The organism is Microvirga subterranea (assembly GCF_003350535.1).
Lineage (GTDB): Bacteria > Pseudomonadota > Alphaproteobacteria > Rhizobiales > Beijerinckiaceae > Microvirga > Microvirga subterranea.
On the sequence record NZ_QQBB01000005.1, the window covers coordinates 1 to 19,359 of the forward strand.

The window sequence follows — 19,359 nt, forward strand, 5'->3', positions numbered from 1 at the left end:
TTGCCTACGCCGGTCAGCGCGCTCCCGACGTGGTCGCCAACATCAAGTATGTCGGCACCTGGGGTGGCGCTCAGCTCTCCGGCGCGGTTCACCAGCTCCGCTCGGACAACCTGTTCACGAGCCCGATCACCGGTTTCTCCGACTTCCCGGACACCGAGTACGGCTTCGCCATCTCCGGTACGGCTCACGTGAACCTGCCGATGCTCGCCCCCGGCGACGCGGCCTGGATCGCGGCGACCTACGCCCGCGGCGCAGTGGCCTATCTCAACGGCGGCAACTCTGCTCTGAACTCCAGCCCGTTCAACGTGATCGGTGTTGGTGGTCCCGTTGCTCTGGTCGATGCTGTCGTGAACGCCACGACGGGTGATATCGACACGACCACTGGCTGGTCGGTCGCCGGTGGCCTGCGTCACTACTGGACGCCGCAACTCCGTCAGAACGTGTTCGGTTCGTACATGCGGATCGAGTACGGTTCGGGCGCTCAGGCGATCAACCCGGCAGGCTTCACGGTTGGTTTGGCCGACTTCAACGAGTGGCGCCTCGGCACGAACCTGATCTGGCAGCCGGTCTCCGGCCTGGATCTCGGCGTCGAGGTCATGTACGTGAACCTCGATCCCCGCGGTCGTGCGTTCATCCCGTCCTTCACCCCTGGCGTGCCGGGCGTGTCGTACGGCTCGGACAGCGCATGGGAAGGCCGTCTGCGCGTCCAGCGCGACTTCTGATCGGCTCTACCCGATTGGTTCAGAGAACCCCGGTGGCGACACCGGGGTTTTTGCTGCGCGCCTCTTTCCGGGCCCAGCCAGAAACGGGATCAGCCGCGGCGGCCTCGTAAGGCCGTATGCGTGCCGGGCGTCACGCGAACCGCTTGGCACCGGCGACGCACAGGACCACGAAGGCGGTGGCGGCGATCATCGTCCACGCGACGGGCTCGCGCAGCAGAAGGCCGGCGAGGGTCAGGCCGAAGAAGGGCTGGAGCAGTTGCAGCTGGCCGACGCCCGCGATGCCGCCGAGCGCGAGGCCGCGGTACCAGAACACGAAGCCCACCAGCATGCTGAACACCGACACATAGGCGAGGCCGAGCCAGGCGGGACCGCCGATCCCGGTCCAGGAGCCCGGCATCGTGGCGAGCGCGAGTGCGGCCATCATCGGCAGGGCGAGGAGCAGGGCCCAGGAGATCACCTGCCAGCCGCCGAGCCGCCGCGACAGCGCGGTGCCCTCCGCATAGCCGAGGCCGCAGAGCAGGACCGCCGCCACCATCAGCAGGTCGCCCGTCAGCGAGCCCGCGCCCCCGCCGGCGAGCGCGAAGCCCGCCACCGTGGCGGCGCCGAGCACCGAGAACAGCCAGAAGACCGGCTTCGGCCGCTCCCCGGCGCGCAGGACGCCGAAGAGGGCGGTCGCCAGCGGCAGCAGGCCGATGAACACGATGGAGCGGGCCGAGGTGATGTGCTGCAGCGCGAGCGCCGTCAGCAGCGGGAATCCCACCACGACGCCGAGCGCCACCACGGCCAGCGGCCGCAGGTCGCCGCGCCCGGGCCGCGCCTGCCTCAGGGCGACCAGGAAGGCCGCCGCCAGCAGGGCGGCGATCACCGCCCGGGCCGATGTGAGGAAGAGGGGCGAGAAGCCCCCGACCGCGACCCGGGTCGCCGGCAGGGAGCCGCTGAAGATGATCACGCCCAGGAGCCCGCTGCCCCACGCATCCGTCGTCCGATCCATGCCGCCTCGCTTTCGGACCGGATGCTAGGAGATCGAGGCTGGCCCGCACAGGCACGATGCCATACGATTTGGCAGAACTGTATGGATATGGACACCCACACACTCGGCGGAGCGCACATGACGAACGGGAACGAGACGCGCACCGGCGCCGTGATGGCGGCGATCCGGGCGAAGGTGGTGGGCCGGGCGCTCGTCTCCGGCGACCGGCTGCCCTCGATCCGGCGCTTCGCCGCGGCCATGGGCGTCTCGCCGTCCACCGTGGTCGAAGCCTATGACCGGCTCGCGGCCGAGGGGCTGATCCGCGCCCGGCGCGGGTCCGGCTTCTACGTCGCCGGAACGGCGCTGCCGCCCCTTGCCCTGGCGGAGGCGGAGCCACGGCGCGACCGGGCGGTCGACCCGTTCTGGGTCTCGCGGCAGTCGCTCGATGCCGATCCCTCGGCGATGAAGCCGGGCTGCGGCTGGCTTCCGGCGGAGTGGATGCCGCACGCCGCGCTGCGTCGCGCGATGCGCACGCTCGCCCGGGGAGGGGACGCGGCGCTGGTCGACTACGGAAGCACCCGCGGCTCGCCGGCCCTGCGCCGACTGCTGCTCGGCCGGTTCGCCGAGGGTGGGCTCGAGGCCTCACCCGACCGGATCATGCTCACCGGGTCGGGCACGCAGGCGATCGACCTGATCTGCCGTTTCCTGCTGCGGCCCGGCGACACGGTGCTGGTGGACGATCCCTGCTACTTCAACTTCCAGGCGCTGCTGCGGGCCCATCAGGTCCGGATCGTGGGCGTGCCCTACACGCCCGCGGGGCCCGATGTCGGGGCCTTCGAGGCGGCGCTGACGGCGGAGCGGCCGCGGCTCTACATCACCAACTCGGCGCTCCACAACCCGACCGGGGCGACGCTCTCGCCGCGGACCGCCTACAGGCTCCTGAGCCTCGCGGCGGCGCACGACCTGACGGTCGTCGAGGACGACATCTTCGCCGATTTCGAGCCAGAGCCCTCGGCGCGCCTCGCGGTGCTCGACGGGCTCGACCGGGTGATCCGCATCGGCAGCTTTTCCAAGACGCTCTCGGCCTCGATCCGCTGCGGCTACATCGCCGCCCGTGCCGATTGGATCGAAGGCCTGGTCGATCTCCAGGTCGCGACCAATTTCGGCGGGCCGAGCCCGGTCGCGACGGAGCTGATCGCCGGCGCTCTCGCGGGCGGCGGCTACCGCAAGCACATGGAGGAGCTGCGCCGGCGCCTCGCGCGGGCCCGGCACGACATGGCGGCCCGGCTGGAGCCGCTCGGCATCCGGCCCTGGCTCATGCCGCGCGGCGGGTTCTATCTCTGGTGCCGCCTGCCGGACGGCCAGGACTCCGCCGCGCTCGCCCGCATGGCGGTGGCGGAGAACGTGGTGCTCGCGCCGGGGAACGTGTTCAGCGTCTCGCAGACGGCCGGGTCCTTCCTCCGCTTCAACGTCGCGCAGTCGGGCGACCCGCGGATCATCGCTGTCCTCCGGCGCGCGATGGAGGCCCATCGGGCCGCATGACGGCCACGCCGTCGCGGCCGCTCCGGAACCGGGGCCGAGGCTGGGCCGTCTACCGACGGCAGCCATTTCACCGCGCCGGTGAACGCGCGACGCAGGGAGGATCCGGATGAACAAAGGGTTTGGCGTGACGGTTACGGTGTCGCGGCTGGGGGAGACGAAGACGGCTCCGCTGGTGGTCGTCGCGCTGGACGAGCAGGATGCCGAGCTCGTCGCCGTGCAGGCGGCCGGCCCCGACGCCTCCGCCGAGACCCTTCGCCAGCTCACCGACGAGGAGGTCGAGGCCTATGGCTTGGACCTTAAGGCTCACGGCACCGCGAAGGTCCTGCCCATCCTGAACCTGTGACGGGGTTTGCGCCCGTCGTCAGCTTTTCGTTGCGGCGATCGCGTAGCGGTGCTGGGTGGCGCGCTCAAGGCCCTTGAGCATCGACATGTGCTTCGCCTGCTCCCGGTGGATGCGCTTGAGGTCGTGATCGACCGCAATGTCGGCGAAACCGGCCTTGCGCAGCAGGTCCGCCACCTCGGCGGCCCGCGCCCCCTTGGAGAAATAGACCTGGCGCAGGATCCGCTCATGGGTCTCGCGCATGGCGTCCGGCCGATGGGGGGCCATCGTTCGTCCGGTCACCCGTTCGAACAGGCGGATCATGCGCTTCACCAGCGTGTCCGACACGAAGTCTCCGTCGACGATGAGGACCTTGCCGCCCGGCTTCAGGAGGGAATGCCATTCCTTGAAGGCGGCCTCGGGATCGACGAGGGTCCAGACCAGATGGCGCGTGACGATCACGTCGTAACTCTCGGGTTTTTCCAGCGTGCGCTCGGCATCGCCCACCACGAACCGGATGCGGGCGCCGCGCGAGGCTGCCTTGGCGCGGGCGCGGGTGAGCATCGCGTCCGACCAGTCGAGGCCCGTCACCTTGAAGCCCAATCCATCGAGCAGGTGCGAGATCACGCCCGTGCCGCTGGCGAGGTCGAGGGCGCTGCGTCCCTCGCCGGGGCCGAGATGGCGCAGGAACAAGTCCTGCCAGGCCTGTCGCTCGGCTTCAGAGAAGATCTCGTGTCCCACCTGCTGGTCGAAGGTCGCGGCGCGGGCCGACCAGTAGTCGCGGATTTCATCTCGAAGGGTGTAGTTCGAACTCATCGGACAGGCCTGTTCCGGTCATGCAATGCGGTGCGCTTTACATTTCGATTGCAACTCCGTCAAATTATAGTTGTTCTAAACTGTAGAATAGATCCATTCTAAACTGCGTATCGACTAGCGTTCATTGTAGAAGTTCTAAAAGATAATCCTTGCTATACTTGCGCTCCGGTCATAGGAGGAGCCGCCTTTTCCTCTCGGTGCGAGGTGCATCATGAAGCTTCCCCAACTGGCCGTCTGCGCCGCCCTGGCGCTCGTTTCGTTCCTGCCCGTGCCCTCGCGCGCGGCGGACAAGATCACGGTCACCGACATCACCGGCCGGACGGTCGAGGTCAAAGCGCCCGTGAACAAGGTGATCCTGGGCGAGGGGCGGCAGGTCTACTTCGTCGCGGCCCTCGACACTGAGACACCGTTCAAGCGCGTCGTCGGCTGGCGCGACGATTTCGAGAAGGCGGATCTCGACGGCTACAAGGACTACCTCGCCAAGTATCCGGAGATCGCGAAGCTGCCGACCTTCGGCGGCTCAAAGGAGGGGACCTTCGATATCGAGCAGGCCGTGGCGCTCGCCCCCGACGTGATGATCATGAACGTGGAGGCGAAGACCGCGACCGACGACGCGAAGCTCACCGAGAAGCTCGCCAAGGTCGGCATCCCGGTCGTGTTCGTGGATTTCCGCGACAAGCCGTTCGAGAACACCGAGCCGAGCATGCGGCTGATCGGTAAGCTGTTCGGCAAGGAGGCGAAGGCCGAGGAGTTCATCGCGTTCCGCAAGGAGCAGATCGACCGCGTCACCGAGCGCCTCGCCAAGGCCAATCCGGCAAAGCCCGTCGTCATGATGGAGCGCGCGGGCGGCTACACTGACGATTGCTGCATGTCCTTCGGCAACGAGAACTTCGGCAAGATGGTCGAGATCGCCGGCGGCATCAACATGGCCGGCAAGATCATTCCCGGCACCTTCGGGGTCGTGAACCCGGAGCAGGTCATCGCCGCCAACCCCGACCAGGTCATCGTGACCGGCTCGAACTGGGAACTCTACGTTCCCGGTGGCGCCTGGGTGGGCGTTGGGTCGGGAGCCGACGAGGCGAAGGCCCGCGACAAGCTCGCGGCGCTGATGAAGCGCCCGGCCTATACGGGCGTGAAGGCGGTGCAGAACAGGCAGGTTCACGCCATCTGGCACCAGTTCTACAACAGCCCCTATCAGTTCGTCGCCATCCAGCAGATCGCCAAGTGGCTGCACCCAGAACTGTTCAAGGACCTCGATCCGGACCAGACCATGAAGACGCTCTACGAGCGCTTCCTGCCGGTCGCCTACAAGCCCGGCTACTGGGTCTCCCTGACCGACAAGGAATAAGCCCTTGGCTCACGCGGCATCCGTTGCGGCACGACCGGGGCGCGGGACATACCGCGCCCTCGTGCATCGCAAGAAGCTCCTCCTCCTGGCGCTCGGCATCGTCCTCGTCTTGTCCGTCATCGCGGATCTGGGACTGGGGCCCGCGCGCTACAGCATGCGGGAGGTCGTGCTTGCGCTCGCCGGGTCCGAGGAGGTGTCGAACCAAGTCCGCGTCGTGATCTGGGACATCCGCATGCCGGTCGCCCTGATGGCGGTGGTCGTCGGCGCGGCGCTCTCGGCCGCGGGCGCGCAGATGCAGACGATCCTCAACAACCCGCTCGCCAGTCCGTTCACGCTCGGAATCTCGGCGGCCGCGAGCTTCGGGGCGTCGCTCGCCCTCGTGTTCGGCGTCGGCCTTCTGCCTTTCGCCATCGAGTACGTGGTGTCGATCAACGCGCTGCTCATGGCGATGGGCGCCGCCCTGTTCATCCACCTCATGAGCCAGCGGCGCGGCGTGACGGTCGAGACCATCGTGCTGCTCGGCATCACCCTCGTGTTCACCTTCAACGCATTGCTCGCCCTCGTGCAGTTTCTCGCCTCCGAGCAGGCGCTGGCGGCGGTGGTGTTCTGGACCATGGGCAGCCTCACGCGCGCGACCTGGCCGAAGCTCGCCATCACGACCGCCATTCTGGCCGTCGCGCTCCCGCTCTTCTTCCGCCGCGCCTGGGCGCTGACGGCTTTGCGCCTCGGCGAGGACAAGGCCGCGAGCTTCGGGGTGAACGTGCGCCGGCTCCGGCTAGAGACCATGCTGATCGTCAGCGTGCTCGCCGCCGTGCCCGTCGCCTTCGTAGGCACGATCGGGTTCGTGGGCCTCGTGGGCCCGCACATCGCCCGCATGATGATCGGCGAGGACCAGCGCTTCTTCCTGCCGGCCTCGGCGCTTGCGGGAGCCGCGATGCTGTCGCTGACCTCGGTGATCAGCAAGTCGCTGATCCCGGGCAGCATCATTCCCATCGGCATCATCACGGCACTGGTCGGCGTGCCGTTCCTGTTCAGCCTGATCATGACCAACCGGAGGCGCGCATGGTAGCCACCCTGCAACTCAACGACGTCGGCGTCCGCTATGGCAGGCAGGAGGTGCTGTCCGGCGTCACGACCCCTGTGATGAAGGGCGGCGAGGTGACGGCCGTGATCGGCCCGAACGCGGCCGGCAAGTCGAGCCTGTTCCGGCGCATCGCCGGGCTCCTCGCCGGGCCGGGCGAGATCGCCATCGGGGGCGTCTCGTCCTGCGGCGTCTGCTACATGCCGCAGGACACGTCCGTGAACACGGTGCTGACCGTCTACGAGTCGGTGCTTCTCGCGCGCAAGCAGGGCGGGCATCATCGCGTCCGCGACGACGATCTCGAGTCCGTGGACGAGGTCCTGGCGGACCTGCGGATCGAATCCATCGCCTTCAGGGGCCTGTGCGAGCTCAGCGGCGGCCAGCGGCAGCTGGTGTCGCTCGCCCAGACGCTGGTGCGCGAGCCGCAGATCCTTCTCCTCGACGAGCCCACGAGCGCCCTCGACCTGCACCGGCAGGTCGAGGTCCTGTCGCTGATCCGGTCCCTGTCGCGCAAGCGGCAGATGTGCGTCGTGCTCGCCGTCCACGACCTCAACCAGGTCCTGCGCGTGGCGGACCGCGTGCTCGTGATCGACGGCGGCACGATGGTGCGATGCGGTCCGGCCGAGGCCGTGATCACGCCCGACCTGCTCCGGGACATCTACAAGGTCGACGGCCGGATCGAGCGCTGCTCCCGCCTCTGCGCCCAGGTGATCATCGACGGTCCGGCGGCCCATTAGACCCGAGCCGGGCCAGCGCCCGCCGCCGAGGCAGGTCACTTCGCCCGCGAGCGGATTAGGAAGCTGTCGTAGGCGTATTCGGCGACCTGGAACCAGAGATATTCCTCGTTCCGGAACGCGCGGACGCTCTCGTAGATCTTCTTGAAGTCGGGGTTCTTGGCCGAGATCTCGTCGTAGAGCTCGTTGGACGACTTGAGGGCCGCATCCATGAGCTCCTGGCTGAACGGACGCAGCTGAGCCCCTGCCGCGACGAGCCTTCGGACCGCGGCCGGATTGCGGGCGTCGTACTTGGCCAGGACGTCGACATAGGTCTGCGCGGCGGCGGCATTGACGGCCGTCTTGTAGAGCTTGGGGAGGCTGTTCCAGCGGTCGATATTGATCATCACGTGGATGAGCGGCCCGCCGTCCCACCAGCCCGGATAGTAGTAGAAGGGCGCGACCTTCGCGAAGCCGAGCTTCTCGTCGTCGTAGGGGCCGACGAATTCCGCCGCGTCGATGGTGCCGCGCTCGAGCGCCGGATAGATGTCGCCCGCGGAGATCTGCTGCGGCACGGCGCCGAGGCGCTGGAGAACCTGCCCGCCGAGGCCGCCGATGCGCATCTTGAGGCCCTGGAGATCCTGGACGGTCTTGATCTCCTTTCGGTACCACCCGCCCATCTGGGCGCCGGTGTTGCCGGCCGGTACCGCGTACATCTTGTGCTTGGCGAAGAACTCGTTGCACAGGTCGAGGCCGCCGCCGTGGTACATCCATGCCGTCTTCTGCCGCGCATTCGGCCCGAACGGAAAATCGCACGGCAGCGCGAAGGTCGGATCCTTGCCGACGTAGTAATACGTGGTGGCGTAACCGGCCTCGACCGTGCCGTCCGCGACCGCGTCGGCGACCTGGAAGGTGCCGACGATCTCGCCCGCCGCGAAGGGCTGGATCTGGAAGCGGCCGTCCGTCAGCTCCGACACGAGCCGGGAGAACGTCTCGGCGCCTCCCCACAGGGTATCGAGCGACTTCGGAAAGGCGGATTGCAGGCGCCAGCGGATCTCCGGCGCGGACTGGGCGATCGCGGGCGCAGCCAAGGCGCTTGCGGCAAGGCCGCCGGTTGCGGTGGCCAGGAACTGACGGCGTTTCATAGGCGCTCCTCCTGTGGGCTCCAGGGTGCCAACTGTCCTGGCCGTCCGCTGCAGCCGAATCGTCATTGTGACGCGGGAAGCGAGGCTGGCAATTTCGCCAAAAGGGGGCACCCGGCCGTCCGCCTGGCTCTTTAGGGATGACGGGGGACCGGTCGATCCGGCCCGATGAACCCGCGTCCCTCAGGATTTCTCGCGGGGATTCGGAACAGATGACCGCATGGGTGGTTGAGGTCTGGATCATGCACCACGCTGCTGTCGTGCACGGGACTCGGGCATGCCGACGCGCGGCGGGCTTCCACTCCTCGTGAACGGTGCCTCCGGCCGCATCGGGCCCGGCTTCGCGCGTGCCTGGCGCCATGAAGCATCGGCCCGAGAAGGAGGGACCCCATGCGGCATGCCGACCCGACTGTTCCGACCCCCGCCTCAAGGGAGTTTCCCGTGCGCGATGCCACCTCCGGCGGCCCGCTCGCCGCCGCATGGCAGACCGTCGCGTCGTTCCCGGCGGTCTGCTTCATCCTGGCGCTGTTGAACGACATCGCCTATTGGCGCACCGCAAACCTGCAATGGCAGAATTTCGCCGAATGGCTGCTGTTCGCCGGGCTCGTCGTCGGTGGCGTCGTCCTCGTGGTCGAGGTCGTCGGGCTGCTGTTTCGCCGCCGCCTGCGGCCCCAGGGGTTCGGCTGGCTGCACGCCCTCGGCCTGCTCGTCGTGCTCGGTCTCGGGTTCGTCAACAGCCTCGTCCATGCGCGCGACGGCTGGACCGCGGTCGTGCCCCAGGGCCTTGCCCTCTCCGTGGCGATGGTGATCGTCATGATGATCACCGGCTGGCTCGGCCACGCCTCGGGCCGCCGCCGCACCGAGAAGGTCCTTTCCCATGGCTAGGCACGCCCGATCCCTCCGCGCCGCCGCACGATCCGGCTGCTGCCTTCTCGTCCTCGCCCTGGCCGCATGCAACGACGGATCGGATTTCGACACCTCCCAGCAGATCGGCCCGAATCCGGTGCTGCCGGAGCCGAACGGGCCGCTCTTGCAGGACCTCAAGGTCGCGACCATCGTCGGCTGGCGCGACGGCCAAACCCCCAAGGTCCCGGCGAGCCTCAAGATCACGGCCTACGCCAAGGATCTGTCGAATCCCCGCACCGTCCACACGCTGCCGAACGGCGATGTGCTCGTCGTCCAGGCCCGCGGCCCCTCCGGCGAGCCGAAGGTGCGGCCCAAGGACATCATCCGCGGCTGGATCATGTCGATCGCGCACGGCGACACGGGCACCCCGAAGCCGAGCAACATCGTCACCCTGCTGCGCGACTCCGACCGCGACGGACAGGTGGACGAGCGCCACGATCTTCTGAGGGACCTCCACTCGCCCTTCGGCCTCGCCTGGGCGGACGACACGCTCTACGTCGCGGCGACGGACGCCATTCTGGCCTATCCCTACGCCCTCGGGGCGAATGCGATCACGGCGCAGCCGCGCGTCCTGACGCCCCTTCCGGGCGGGCCGATCAATCACCACTGGACCAAGGACCTCGCGCTCAGCCCCGACGGCCGGTTCCTGTATGCGTCGGTCGGCTCGAACTCGAACATCACGGAGAACGGGCTGGAGGCCGAGAAGGGCCGCGCCGCGATCTGGCAGGTGGACCGGCAGACCGGCGCGGCGCGCGTGCTCGCGTCGGGCCTGCGCAACCCGAACGGGCTGATGTTCCATCCGCAGACGGGAGTGCTCTGGGCCGTCATCAACGAGCGGGACGAGCTCGGGCCCAACCTCGTGCCGGACTACCTGACCTCGGTGCAGGACAGCGCCTTCTACGGCTGGCCCTGGAGCTATTACGGCAATCATGTCGATGTGCGGGTCCATCCGCCGCGCCCCGACATGGTCGAGCGGGCGATCGCGCCGGACTACGCGCTGTCGAGCCACGTGGCGGCCCTGGGCATGACCTTCTCGACGGGCTCGGCGCTGCCGCCGGAATTCGCCAACGGGGCCTTCGTGGGCGAGCACGGCAGCTGGAACCGGACCGCCTACAACGGCTACAAGGTCGTCTACGTGCCGTTCGAGAACGGGCGCCCGAGCGGCAAGGCGCAGGATGTCGTGACGGGATTCATCGAGGGCGACGACGCCCATGGACGCCCGGTCGGCGTGGGCATCGACGGGACCGGCGCGCTGCTCGTGGCCGACGATGCCGGCAACAGGGTGTGGCGCGTCGCGGCGGCGGACGGGCGCGTCAGCCCGGGCCCGGTCGGCACCGACCAGGTGGCGCCCGGACGAGCGGATCTGGCGCCCGCGGGCCAGCAGCCCGCCCCACCCATGCACCGGGCGAGCCTCACGCCGTCGCCGACCGAGGTCGCACCTGCGGTGCTTCCCTACGGGGCGGGCAGCGGCGAAAAATCCCCGCCGCCGTCCCACTAGCGGGCCCGCAGGGCGGCGCGGAGCCGCACGAAATTCGCCTTATCGAACGGGCCTCGACCCCGTATGGTCCCCGGCGAACCAAGGCGGGCGCCATTCATGAGCATCGCGGATTTCGTCGGGCTGATCGGGGTTGCGGCCTATCTGTCGGCCTATGGGCTGCTGCAGCTCGGCGTCCTGAAGGTCGAGGACGGCCGCTACGCCCTGCTCAACGGGGTCGGCGCCCTCGCGATCCTCTATTCGCTGATCTTCGACTTCAACCTGCCGTCCTTCATCACCCAGACCGCGTGGCTGATCTTTACGGTCATCGGCTATGCGCGCTCCCGCTCCCGGCGGACGCGTCCGGAAGCCGCCCTGAAAGCTCCGGCGGCGGATTCGCCCGGCCGAGGGGCTGCGGTGCGCGGCCGTGCCGGATGACATGCCACCGGCCGTCCTCGTCCTGCGCCACGCCGTAGACGGGCAGGCTCCTGCGAGCCTCGGGCCGGAGAGGGAGCCTCATGGCGGCAATGTCGCGCAAGGCGCGCGTCACGAGCCACGTAACTCCGAGGACCGTCGCCGCCCGGGCGAGAAGCCACAGCGCCTAGATCGGAGGCGTCGCCCTGTGAAACTTGTTCAAGAGATCGGCGAACGCGCTGTAGGCCTGCGGCTCCATCGGCAACTCCCTCGGTGAGGTTGCCACCAAGGACGCCCTGGAGGCCGGGAGTAGTAAGAACCGCCGCTAGACGGTTCGCATTGGCTTTTGGGCTTTCGCCTTGGACATGCGCCAACACCCCCTGGCCATAGGGGCAGGAAGGCATCGTTTGCGGCCGATGCCGGCCGCTCAGGCGGGGCTTCTAGACTCCGGAGCCGGATGTGCCCGGCTTCATTGCCGAGATAACACGGGGAGAGGGCAGGGGGTCAATGGTTGCGTTACGGCCTTCGCGTCACCAATCGACCATCGTCGGCATTCAAGCTCGAAGACGTCCGCCTCGCGCCAGGGGCGCTCGTTCGATCATGCCTGTTGGACGTGCCTCCGCCAGCGGAGCTCAGACTCACAGCGGGTCTTTCCATCCGCCCGTCCGCTCAGAACGACCCGCCCGTCCTGAAGTCCCCGCCGCCGAAGGACCCACCAGTCCCGAACCCGTCGGGGGGCGGGATTGGCAATCCGCCACCAAAGCCCGAATCCCATGGACTCGGCCCATGGTGGAAGCCGCCGCGCAGGACCTGTCCCAGGATCGCGCCGCCGATCGCGCCCGTCAGGACGCCGCCCAGCACGTTGCCCAGGGCCGCCTCATTGCCGAAGGTTCCGTAGGGCGTGTCGTAGCCCTGATTCCGGAGCTCCTCCCATTCATGCTCGATCATGGCCCGTCGCTGGGCGGTCTCCTTGAGCTGACGATGGGCGTCCACCGCTTGGCGCAGCGCACGGGTGATCATCACGTCGACGGCCTGGATGCGCCGGACGATCTCCTCGTCGCGCGGCGTCGGCGTTACCAGGGCTTCCCGATAGAGCTGATCGAGATCCTCCCGTTCGTCGGCGGCGGCCAGCAGTTCGATGGCGTCGTGGTAAGGGGCATCTCCTTCCAGCACGGAGGTGTCGTAGGAGCGGTCCAGCTCCGTGAGGGACTGACGTGCTTCGGCGAGCCTGCGCTCGGCTTCCGCCAGCGCCGCGTGCGCCTTGGCCGCACCGGCCTCGGCCGCCTCGATGCCGGCATCGACGAGCGCCCGGCGCTCCAGCATCCGGAGACGATCCCTCTCCTGCCTCAGGTCGTCGAGGACGCGCCGGGCATGCTCGCGCAGCCGTTCGGGGATCTCGTTGAGCAGGGCGTAGTTGGCGCGCGCCCTGTCGTAGCCGACCACCCGCGCCACCAGACGGTCCATGGCGCGGGTGAACGGGTTGACCCGGTAGGCCGCCGTGCCGAACTTCCGGTTCCACAGATACATGAACAGCAGGTCGGCCTCGTAGGGACGGCGCTTCTGGTCCCGGTCGGCCTCCGCCTGCTGGGCCTTCTTCTCGGCCTGCTGGGCTTGGCCCGTGACCTCCTCGACCCGCGCCCGCGCCGAGAGCCATTCCGGGCTCGTGCTGACTTTTGCCTCGACCGCCTTGCGCAGCGCGTCCACGCCGGCCACGGCCTGCTCCAGGGCGTCCGTCGCGGATTGCCGCTGAACTTCTGCCTGGCTCACCCGCTCCTCCGCCTGCCGGCGCCGCTCCGTGAGCTGCCGCAACGCCTCCTGGCGGCTGTTAAGCAGGCTGACGGCCTGCCGTTCGGCGTCATCGAGGTGTCCGACGACGTTCTCCTGCGTGATGGCGTCGAGCTTCAGCCGTGCCAGGTCCCGGAACGCCTCCGTGCGCTCGATCCGCAGGCGGCCGACCTCCTCGGTCGCGGCCGCATAGGCGCGCTGGCACTTCGCCTCCTGCTGGCGCGCCTTCTCGATTGTCTGCTCGATCTGCGCGAGCGCCTGCCGTCCCGATATCATCGCCCTACCATTGTGTGATCGCGCCGCCCGAGACGGGCATCAGATAATCCACGTCGAGCTGGCCCCGGCGCTTCTCGCCCAGGCGGTTGCGCTGCACGATGCCGTCGTCGTTCTTGTCCCGCTGCACCTGCATGGCCGTGGCCTCGCTCACGCGCACCCCCCATTTCGACGTGGTCACGGTCCGGCCGTCCTCCTCGCTGGTCACGGGCAGGCTGAGAATGCGCCCGTCCGGGGAAACCGCTTCCACGATCAGGTAGTAGTTCCGCCCGGCCGGGTTGCGCTGCGGGACGCGCCAGACGCCGGTCGGCTCGCCCGGACGGGACACGATGCGCAGGACGTATTCGCGACGCAGATCCGCCCGCAGGACTTCCAGGTCGTTGATCGCCTGCCGGGCGCCGTCCGCGTCGCCCCGGGCCACGGCGGCCTTTCCGTCCGCCAGGATCCGGTCGGCCTGCTCCCGCGCCTTCGGGGCCTGCGCCTCGCGCAGGACGTCCTCGTATCCTTGCTCAAGGGCTGCCGGCAGCCTCTCGGCCAGTTCGATCCGGTTCCTCTCGGCCTGGGCCTGTTCCTGCGCGGCGCGCTGCCGGGCCGGCTCCGCCACGCCGAAATGGTAAGCGCCCCACCCGAATGCGAGCAGCAGCAGCAGGGTGAGAAGGCGACGCCCGAAGCGTCCGCGGTTGACCCATGCGGTGGCGACGGTGCGGGCAAAGCTGGGCCCGGGCGGCTCGTAGGCGAAGCGCTGCTCCTTGAGGGCCTGCACGCCTTCCACGAGAATACGGTCGGGCACCTCGATGCCCTGTCCGCGATAGATCTGCCGCAGCCGCTCGAGGAGCTGGGCGTCCCGCTGCTCCCCGCTCAGCTCGCGGCTGACGAGGCTCTCCTGGTGGCGGAGCGTGTCCACCACGTCCATGGCGAGCATCAGCTCGTCGAGGCTCTGGGGGGCCCTTCCGGTTGCTTGCCCGACTGGCGCGGCGAGCGTTTCAGCCATTGGCCGGCAGCGCCTGTCCCTCTGCGACGAGACGGGCGATCCGTCGCTTGCCGTCCTCGACCGCGTCGCGGATCTCGGCCGAATTCTGCGTCGAGAGCCGGCGCATCTCGCCGACGATCTCCAGGGAATGCTCCTGGAAGGAGATGACCGAATCCACCAGCTTCCTGACGGCATCGGCCCGTATGGTGGGGCCGTAGCCCGCCTTCACGGCGGCCTCGCCGACCTGATCGCCGATCTCGGCCAGCACCTCCAGGCTCCGGGAGACGCCCTCCTTCATCTCGTTCAGGGTCTGGGTCGCCTCATTGAGGCCAAACATGCCGGTGAACGACGCCTTCAGTGCCGTGAACACGGAATCGTTGGTCGAGAAAAACGAAACCGCCTGAGCATAGACGCGCTCCTTGGCATTGGTCATCTGCATCAGCCGGGCCATGATGACTTCGGAGGTGTTGTAGCTGACAGTCAGGTTATCGGAGAGATCCTTCGCGATCTGGTAGCGCTTCTCCTCGTCCTGGGTGCGGCGGAGCTGCTCGTCGCGGGTCAATTCGAGGCGGGCGCGCTCGGACACCTCCGTGCCCTTGAAACTGACGACTGCGTCGGACGCTCTCTGCAGCTCCGCCTTGGCGGCTTGGAGCTTCTGCTCCGCGGTCCGGAGCACCTCCAGCGCCATCACTTCGGCATGCTTGAGCGCGCCGCGGAAGTCACGGTAGGCGTCGAGGATGATCTGCTCGCGCTGGATCTGGTCCCGGGTCGACCGGGTTACGTCGAGATAGACCTTCTTAATGTCGTCGAAGCGGTCTGCGACGTCGCCGCGGGAGACCTTCATCCAGACGTTGGTGACGCGCTCCAGAAGGTCGATCTTCTGGTCCTCGAGCTGGTCGACCATCTTCTTCGTGTCGTCGCGAATGGAATTGAAGGATTCGGTGATCTGGCGATAGCGCTCGCCAATCTCCATCGCCTGTGTCTGCTCGCGCACGACCTCGTTGAAGACGTTGGTCTGGCCCAGGGTACGGGCGATGATTGCGATCCGGTCCTGATCGAGATCCGAGATCTTCTCCAGGAGGCCATTGATGGGGGCATCCATGGCCGCGGGTGGGACGATGCCCAGGTCCCGCAGGGCCATGGTGGCCTTGTCCAAGTACTGCATGGGACTTTTGACGACGAGGTCAGACATGGCGGCTCTTTCCAATCATTGCACGACCCCACAGCGGATTCGGGGAACGGGAGACCAGTGTTCCGCTTGCGGCGGCTGCGAAAACACAGCGGGCTAATGTGCAATCCGACCGAGGGTTCCCCAGCCGACCGTTTGGCTGAACTGCTGGGCGCGGATGGTAACCGCCGGCTTTCCCGATGTCACATGGCGTCATCCCATCGACAGCCCAAACATCGCCGAGGTGCTGTTCGACCGAGGCCCGACCTCGACCGCCGAGGGCCGCGCTGGGTCGAAGGCGGTCACCGAAGGAAGTCGACGGAAGGTCTGCACACAGCATGACCGCAAAGATTCGTCGATGCCGCTGCCCTGATGTCTCCCACCGCTATCCCTCCCGCCCCATCGGCCGCAGATCCCCACGACGGTCGGGGATGAGCTCGGAGATGGTTGGGTGGATTGCCTCGTCGCCGTCGGTGCCTAGGATGGCGGCGCCGGGGATGCGCTTCGTGTCCTGATCCGCCACGACCTTCATGAAGCTCTTGGTCTCGTCCTTCTCGACGGCGCGTCAGCCTCGCGTCATAGGCCGCTTGGGGGGGCAGGAGGTCGCGCCCTGCCGGGCGGCCGGGCGCCGAAATATTGATAGGAAGACAATCAGGAAGAAGGCCCTTCCTCTACGTTAATGATAAGGTCAGCTCTTCTGACTTTCTTTGTGCATCACAGCAAACCCTTTAATCTATTCAGCCGAATCGGCGCGAATACTACCGCAGAGCTTGAGCGTTGAGAATAGATGGCCACACATAGCTGGACGGCCAAAAACGCGTTTGCGTTCCTACTGCCCAAACAGAGAGCATCGTGCCTATGCCGTAGGCAAATCGGCATGCAGGAGGAACGGAATGAAGGCCATCTACAACGCTCTCTTTCTCACCGGAGCACTTTTCGTCGTAGCGCCGGCAGAAGCCGAGGACGCCGCGAAAAAAGTCGTCTCGTCCGCGTCGGCCCCTGAGGCCATCGGCCCTTATTCCCAGGCGATCCGCGTAGGAAACACCGTCTTTTTGTCCGGACAGATCCCGATCGATCCGCAAAGCAAGCAGCTGATGAAGGATGCCAGCATCGAGGACCAGACCCGCCTCGTCATCAACAACCTCAAGGCTGTCCTCGAAGCCGACGGCCTCTCGCTGGACCACATCGTCTCGACGACGGTCTACATGAAGGACCTCAACGACTTCGGGAAGATGAACGAGGTCTACGGCACCTTCTTCAAGAACGCGCCGCCCGCTCGGGCGACCGTCGAAGTGGCGCGCCTGCCGCGCGACGTGAAGGTCGAGATCGGGGCCATTGCGGTTCGCCCATGATTTCCAGGCGCCACCCAGAAGGCGTCAGTTCATAAAAAATGAATTTGTCTACGGGGCTCTCATTGAGGTGTGATGATGCAAGCCGATCGGACACTCGATTTCGACCCGAACCGTCGTTCCTTTCTAAGCGCTCTCGCCGCCTCGGCGGCTCTCGCCGGCCCGCTTGGCGGATTGGCCTCGTCCGGGGCCCTCGCGCAGCAGGCAGCGGCCGCATCCGCCCTGAAGGATGACGCCGCATTCTGGAATGAGGTGCGCGGCCTGTTCTCCCATAAGCCCGGCGTCCGTTACATGAACATCGGGACCGCGGGCTCCATGCCGGTAGAAACTCTCAACCTGCTCGATTCCGAAAACCGCCGGATGGCGCGCGAGTCGATGAGCGGCTACAGCAACTTCCTCGATCAGAGAAAGACCCTGGCGCGCAGCTTCGGGTGCGATCCGGATGAGATCGTCATGTCGGGAAACACGTCTGACGGGATGTGCCACTCGCTTCTGGGCCTCGTCTGGCTGCCCGGGGACGAGATCGTCACCACCAACCATGAGCACGGCGGCGGCAACGTCCCGATGGCGATCCTGCAGGACCGCTACGGCGTCGTCATCAAGCGCGTTACCCTGCCGGTCGGAAACAAGCAGACGGCCGAAGACTACGTCGAGCTCTTCTCGAAGGCGATCGGGCCGCGCACCAAGGCCATGGTGTTTTCCGCCCCGACCTACAAGACCGGCACCATGCTGCCGATCAAGATGCTGGCGAAGCTCGCTCAGGAGAAGGGTATCGTGAGCATCTGCGACGGCGCGCACGTGCCGGGCATGTTTGCCGCGAACTTCCACGACCTGGGCGTCGACTTCCTCGCAGGAGCCGGACACAAATGGCAATGCGGCCCTCTCGGCACGGGCATCCTCTATGTGCGCAACAAGGTCCTGCCGCAGTACAATCCGCGGCCGCTGCCGGCCTATTACCCGGTGGTGACGAGCAGCTACCCGCTCGCCGGAGGATTGCCGCCGCGTACGACGAACGACAAGGAGACGGACGATCTTGCGGCCCGCATCCAGAGCACGGGAAGCCGCAATGCTCCCGTCTACATGGGACTGGCCAAATCGTGCGAGGTCTGGGACCGGATCGGCAGGGACAAGATCCAGGCCTACACGATCAGCATGTCCCAGCATCTGAAGGAGAAGATCGCCGAGAAGTGGGGTGTCGATGCTCTCTACTCCCCAAAGGACGACCCGCGCTTGGTGTGCGCCCTGACGGGCTTCAATCCGTTCCGCAACCCGGAGCACGTTAAGGACAAGGCGCGATCCGACGCCTTCGTCAAGCGGATGCTGGACGAGTACGGCTTCGTGATCCGGAACGTCAACTTCCCGGTGCCGGGCTCCCAGCAGGAGCATTACGGGGTGCGCGTCTCCACGCATCTCTGGAGCAACATGGACGATGTCGACCAACTGGTCGACGCCATGTGGGACCTCTCCGGCAAGATGAACACCGTCTGACGCCCGACCCGAGGCTTCGATCCCTGAGCTGGCGCTGAACGCGCCAGCCTTTCCGACGCGCCAAAATCCCCGGCCGCAACCTCGGCAAGGAGGCATCATGTGCGGACGATGCCAACCGCTTCATCCCATGACCGGCCCTCCGCCAGGAGCATCATCGCCGGACCGCCGAAAGATCTCCGAATCCGCCGCTGCCGGGATCATCCCAGCGTATCCAAAAGGCCGCTCCTGCGCTTGTCGGATGCCGGCCGACATGTCTAACTTTGCAGTCTCCGTCGATCTGCGAGCCGATGCGTGAGGGGCCATGGATGCGCTGTCGTTCACACCGGGACTGACCCTGGTGAATGCCTTCAATGAAGAGACGTTCGTGTTCACCACGCCCGAGAGTGCAGAGGCGGCCGAATTCGAGGTCCGCCTGGGGCCGGGAGGCTCCGGCGGCGGCAATGCGATGGCCCATATCCATCCCAAGACGGACGAGACGTTCACGGTCCGGTCGGGCCTGCTGACGGTCTCCATCGATGGCCGCATGCATGAACTCCGGCCCGGCGAGACGATCACCGTTCCCCGCGGAAAGCCGCATTTCTTCCGCAATGCCCACCAAGGCGACACGGTGGCGATCATCCGCTTCACGCCGGCGCAGCATCAGCTGCGTTTCTTCATGAATTTCGCCACCATCGCACAGAACCACCCCGGATGGTTCGGCTCCAAGGGGGAGCCCAGCTTCCTGCTGATGGCGCTCACCCTCCACACCTTCAAGGACCACTTCTATGTGGCCGGCCCCCCGGTCTGGGTGCAGAAGATGCTCTTCGCAACGCTCGCGCCCTTTGCGCGGCTCATGGGCTACAAAGTCGTCGTCAGTCCCTGAGCGGGAGGGAAATCCAA

At 67.1% G+C, this 19,359-nt stretch carries 18 protein-coding genes and 1 pseudogene; 12 read left to right on the forward strand and 7 right to left on the reverse strand.

Annotated elements, in window-relative coordinates; translation table 11 throughout:
- A partial coding sequence (locus DES45_RS13275; protein ID WP_210210214.1) for a porin occupies positions 1 to 722 on the forward strand: 722 nt, incomplete at its 5' end.
- 130 nt (positions 723 to 852) lie between these two features.
- Here the strand turns inward: DES45_RS13275 and DES45_RS13280 are convergent.
- Positions 853 to 1,713: a DMT family transporter gene (locus DES45_RS13280; protein WP_114770512.1), complete on the reverse strand. Its 861-nt coding sequence runs from the start codon at positions 1,711 to 1,713 to the stop codon at positions 853 to 855.
- A 117-nt stretch (positions 1,714 to 1,830) separates the two neighbouring features.
- Between DES45_RS13280 and DES45_RS13285 the strand changes: the two genes are divergently transcribed.
- Both DES45_RS13285 and DES45_RS13290 read left to right on the forward strand, forming a co-directional pair.
- The gene (locus DES45_RS13285) at positions 1,831 to 3,234 is read left to right on the forward strand and encodes an aminotransferase-like domain-containing protein (RefSeq protein ID WP_245571713.1); all 1,404 of its coding nucleotides are present in this window, start codon (positions 1,831 to 1,833) and stop codon (positions 3,232 to 3,234) included.
- 106 nt (positions 3,235 to 3,340) lie between these two features.
- Positions 3,341 to 3,577, forward strand: coding sequence for a hypothetical protein (locus tag DES45_RS13290; protein ID WP_114770514.1), 237 nt, complete (start codon positions 3,341 to 3,343; stop codon positions 3,575 to 3,577).
- 18 nt (positions 3,578 to 3,595) lie between these two features.
- Here the strand turns inward: DES45_RS13290 and DES45_RS13295 are convergent, their stop codons facing one another.
- Positions 3,596 to 4,369, reverse strand: coding sequence for a class I SAM-dependent methyltransferase (locus DES45_RS13295; RefSeq protein ID WP_114770515.1), 774 nt, complete (start codon positions 4,367 to 4,369; stop codon positions 3,596 to 3,598).
- A gap of 211 nt (positions 4,370 to 4,580) precedes the next feature.
- Between DES45_RS13295 and DES45_RS13300 the strand changes: the two genes are divergently transcribed.
- Genes DES45_RS13300 through DES45_RS13310 form a run of 3 tightly spaced genes read left to right on the forward strand, consistent with a single transcriptional unit; the run spans position 4,581 to position 7,535 of the window.
- Positions 4,581 to 5,717, forward strand: a complete 1,137-nt coding sequence (locus DES45_RS13300; RefSeq protein WP_114770516.1) for an ABC transporter substrate-binding protein — start codon at positions 4,581 to 4,583, stop codon at positions 5,715 to 5,717.
- Positions 5,718 to 5,721: 4 nt separating this feature from the next.
- A complete protein-coding gene (locus DES45_RS13305; protein WP_114770517.1) occupies positions 5,722 to 6,786 on the forward strand; it encodes a FecCD family ABC transporter permease in 1,065 nt (354 codons plus the stop codon).
- Entirely contained in the window at positions 6,780 to 7,535 is a 756-nt protein-coding gene (locus DES45_RS13310) for an ABC transporter ATP-binding protein (protein ID WP_114770518.1), read from the forward strand. The genes DES45_RS13305 and DES45_RS13310 overlap by 7 nt, the downstream gene beginning before the upstream one ends.
- 35 nt (positions 7,536 to 7,570) lie before the next feature.
- Here the strand turns inward: DES45_RS13310 and DES45_RS13315 are convergent, their stop codons facing one another.
- Entirely contained in the window at positions 7,571 to 8,656 is a 1,086-nt protein-coding gene (locus DES45_RS13315) for a TRAP transporter substrate-binding protein (RefSeq protein ID WP_114770519.1), read from the reverse strand.
- A gap of 387 nt (positions 8,657 to 9,043) precedes the next feature.
- On the opposite strand from DES45_RS13315, the gene DES45_RS13320 reads away from it, so the two are divergent.
- The 3 genes from DES45_RS13320 to DES45_RS13330 all read left to right on the forward strand — a co-directional run bounded on the left by DES45_RS13320 (position 9,044) and on the right by DES45_RS13330 (position 11,471).
- Positions 9,044 to 9,538: a DUF2231 domain-containing protein gene (locus DES45_RS13320; protein WP_114770520.1), complete on the forward strand. Its 495-nt coding sequence runs from the start codon at positions 9,044 to 9,046 to the stop codon at positions 9,536 to 9,538.
- Positions 9,531 to 11,057, forward strand: coding sequence for a PQQ-dependent sugar dehydrogenase (locus tag DES45_RS13325; RefSeq protein WP_114770521.1), 1,527 nt, complete (start codon positions 9,531 to 9,533; stop codon positions 11,055 to 11,057). The genes DES45_RS13320 and DES45_RS13325 overlap by 8 nt, the downstream gene beginning before the upstream one ends.
- A gap of 96 nt (positions 11,058 to 11,153) precedes the next feature.
- Complete coding sequence (locus DES45_RS13330) at positions 11,154 to 11,471, forward strand: CBU_0592 family membrane protein (RefSeq protein ID WP_245571714.1); 318 nt, start codon at positions 11,154 to 11,156, stop codon at positions 11,469 to 11,471.
- Between the two features lie 645 nt (positions 11,472 to 12,116).
- Here DES45_RS13330 and DES45_RS13340 read toward each other — a convergent pair.
- The 4 genes and pseudogenes from DES45_RS13340 to DES45_RS13360 all read right to left on the reverse strand — a co-directional run.
- Positions 12,117 to 13,508: a coiled-coil domain-containing protein gene (locus tag DES45_RS13340; RefSeq protein WP_114770522.1), complete on the reverse strand. Its 1,392-nt coding sequence runs from the start codon at positions 13,506 to 13,508 to the stop codon at positions 12,117 to 12,119.
- Between the two features lie 4 nt (positions 13,509 to 13,512).
- A complete protein-coding gene (locus DES45_RS13345; protein WP_114770523.1) occupies positions 13,513 to 14,496 on the reverse strand; it encodes a DUF6384 family protein in 984 nt (327 codons plus the stop codon).
- A complete protein-coding gene (locus DES45_RS13350; RefSeq protein ID WP_114770524.1) occupies positions 14,489 to 15,667 on the reverse strand; it encodes a cell surface protein in 1,179 nt (392 codons plus the stop codon). The genes DES45_RS13345 and DES45_RS13350 overlap by 8 nt, the downstream gene beginning before the upstream one ends.
- 361 nt (positions 15,668 to 16,028) lie before the next feature.
- Positions 16,029 to 16,193 (reverse strand): annotated as a pseudogene (locus tag DES45_RS13360) (pyruvate/2-oxoglutarate dehydrogenase complex dihydrolipoamide dehydrogenase); the annotation flags it as partial.
- A gap of 343 nt (positions 16,194 to 16,536) precedes the next feature.
- On the opposite strand from DES45_RS13360, the gene DES45_RS13365 reads away from it, so the two are divergent.
- The 3 genes from DES45_RS13365 (at position 16,537) to DES45_RS13375 (ending at position 19,342) form a co-directional block, all read left to right on the forward strand.
- The gene (locus tag DES45_RS13365; protein ID WP_114770526.1) at positions 16,537 to 16,995 is read left to right on the forward strand and encodes a RidA family protein; all 459 of its coding nucleotides are present in this window, start codon (positions 16,537 to 16,539) and stop codon (positions 16,993 to 16,995) included.
- 72 nt (positions 16,996 to 17,067) lie between these two features.
- Entirely contained in the window at positions 17,068 to 18,480 is a 1,413-nt protein-coding gene (locus tag DES45_RS13370) for an aminotransferase class V-fold PLP-dependent enzyme (protein WP_114770527.1), read from the forward strand.
- A gap of 301 nt (positions 18,481 to 18,781) precedes the next feature.
- Positions 18,782 to 19,342 carry a cupin domain-containing protein gene (locus DES45_RS13375; protein WP_114770528.1) on the forward strand — a complete coding sequence of 187 codons (561 nt, stop codon included), beginning with the start codon at positions 18,782 to 18,784 and terminating at the stop codon, positions 19,340 to 19,342.
- Positions 19,343 to 19,359: the final 17 nt, after the last annotated feature.

Coding starts and splice junctions, on each gene's coding strand:
- DES45_RS13280 (WP_114770512.1), bottom strand. CDS start 1,713: ATGGATCGGACGACGGATGCGTGGGGCAGCGGGCTCCTGGGCGTGATC.
- DES45_RS13285 (WP_245571713.1), top strand. CDS start 1,831: ATGACGAACGGGAACGAGACGCGCACCGGCGCCGTGATGGCGGCGATC.
- DES45_RS13290 (WP_114770514.1), top strand. CDS start 3,341: ATGAACAAAGGGTTTGGCGTGACGGTTACGGTGTCGCGGCTGGGGGAG.
- DES45_RS13295 (WP_114770515.1), bottom strand. CDS start 4,369: ATGAGTTCGAACTACACCCTTCGAGATGAAATCCGCGACTACTGGTCG.
- DES45_RS13300 (WP_114770516.1), top strand. CDS start 4,581: ATGAAGCTTCCCCAACTGGCCGTCTGCGCCGCCCTGGCGCTCGTTTCG.
- DES45_RS13310 (WP_114770518.1), top strand. CDS start 6,780: ATGGTAGCCACCCTGCAACTCAACGACGTCGGCGTCCGCTATGGCAGG.
- DES45_RS13315 (WP_114770519.1), bottom strand. CDS start 8,656: ATGAAACGCCGTCAGTTCCTGGCCACCGCAACCGGCGGCCTTGCCGCA.
- DES45_RS13320 (WP_114770520.1), top strand. CDS start 9,044: ATGCGGCATGCCGACCCGACTGTTCCGACCCCCGCCTCAAGGGAGTTT.
- DES45_RS13325 (WP_114770521.1), top strand. CDS start 9,531: ATGGCTAGGCACGCCCGATCCCTCCGCGCCGCCGCACGATCCGGCTGC.
- DES45_RS13330 (WP_245571714.1), top strand. CDS start 11,154: ATGAGCATCGCGGATTTCGTCGGGCTGATCGGGGTTGCGGCCTATCTG.
- DES45_RS13340 (WP_114770522.1), bottom strand. CDS start 13,508: ATGATATCGGGACGGCAGGCGCTCGCGCAGATCGAGCAGACAATCGAG.
- DES45_RS13345 (WP_114770523.1), bottom strand. CDS start 14,496: ATGGCTGAAACGCTCGCCGCGCCAGTCGGGCAAGCAACCGGAAGGGCC.
- DES45_RS13350 (WP_114770524.1), bottom strand. CDS start 15,667: ATGTCTGACCTCGTCGTCAAAAGTCCCATGCAGTACTTGGACAAGGCC.
- DES45_RS13365 (WP_114770526.1), top strand. CDS start 16,537: ATGAAGGCCATCTACAACGCTCTCTTTCTCACCGGAGCACTTTTCGTC.
- DES45_RS13370 (WP_114770527.1), top strand. CDS start 17,068: ATGATGCAAGCCGATCGGACACTCGATTTCGACCCGAACCGTCGTTCC.
- DES45_RS13375 (WP_114770528.1), top strand. CDS start 18,782: ATGGATGCGCTGTCGTTCACACCGGGACTGACCCTGGTGAATGCCTTC.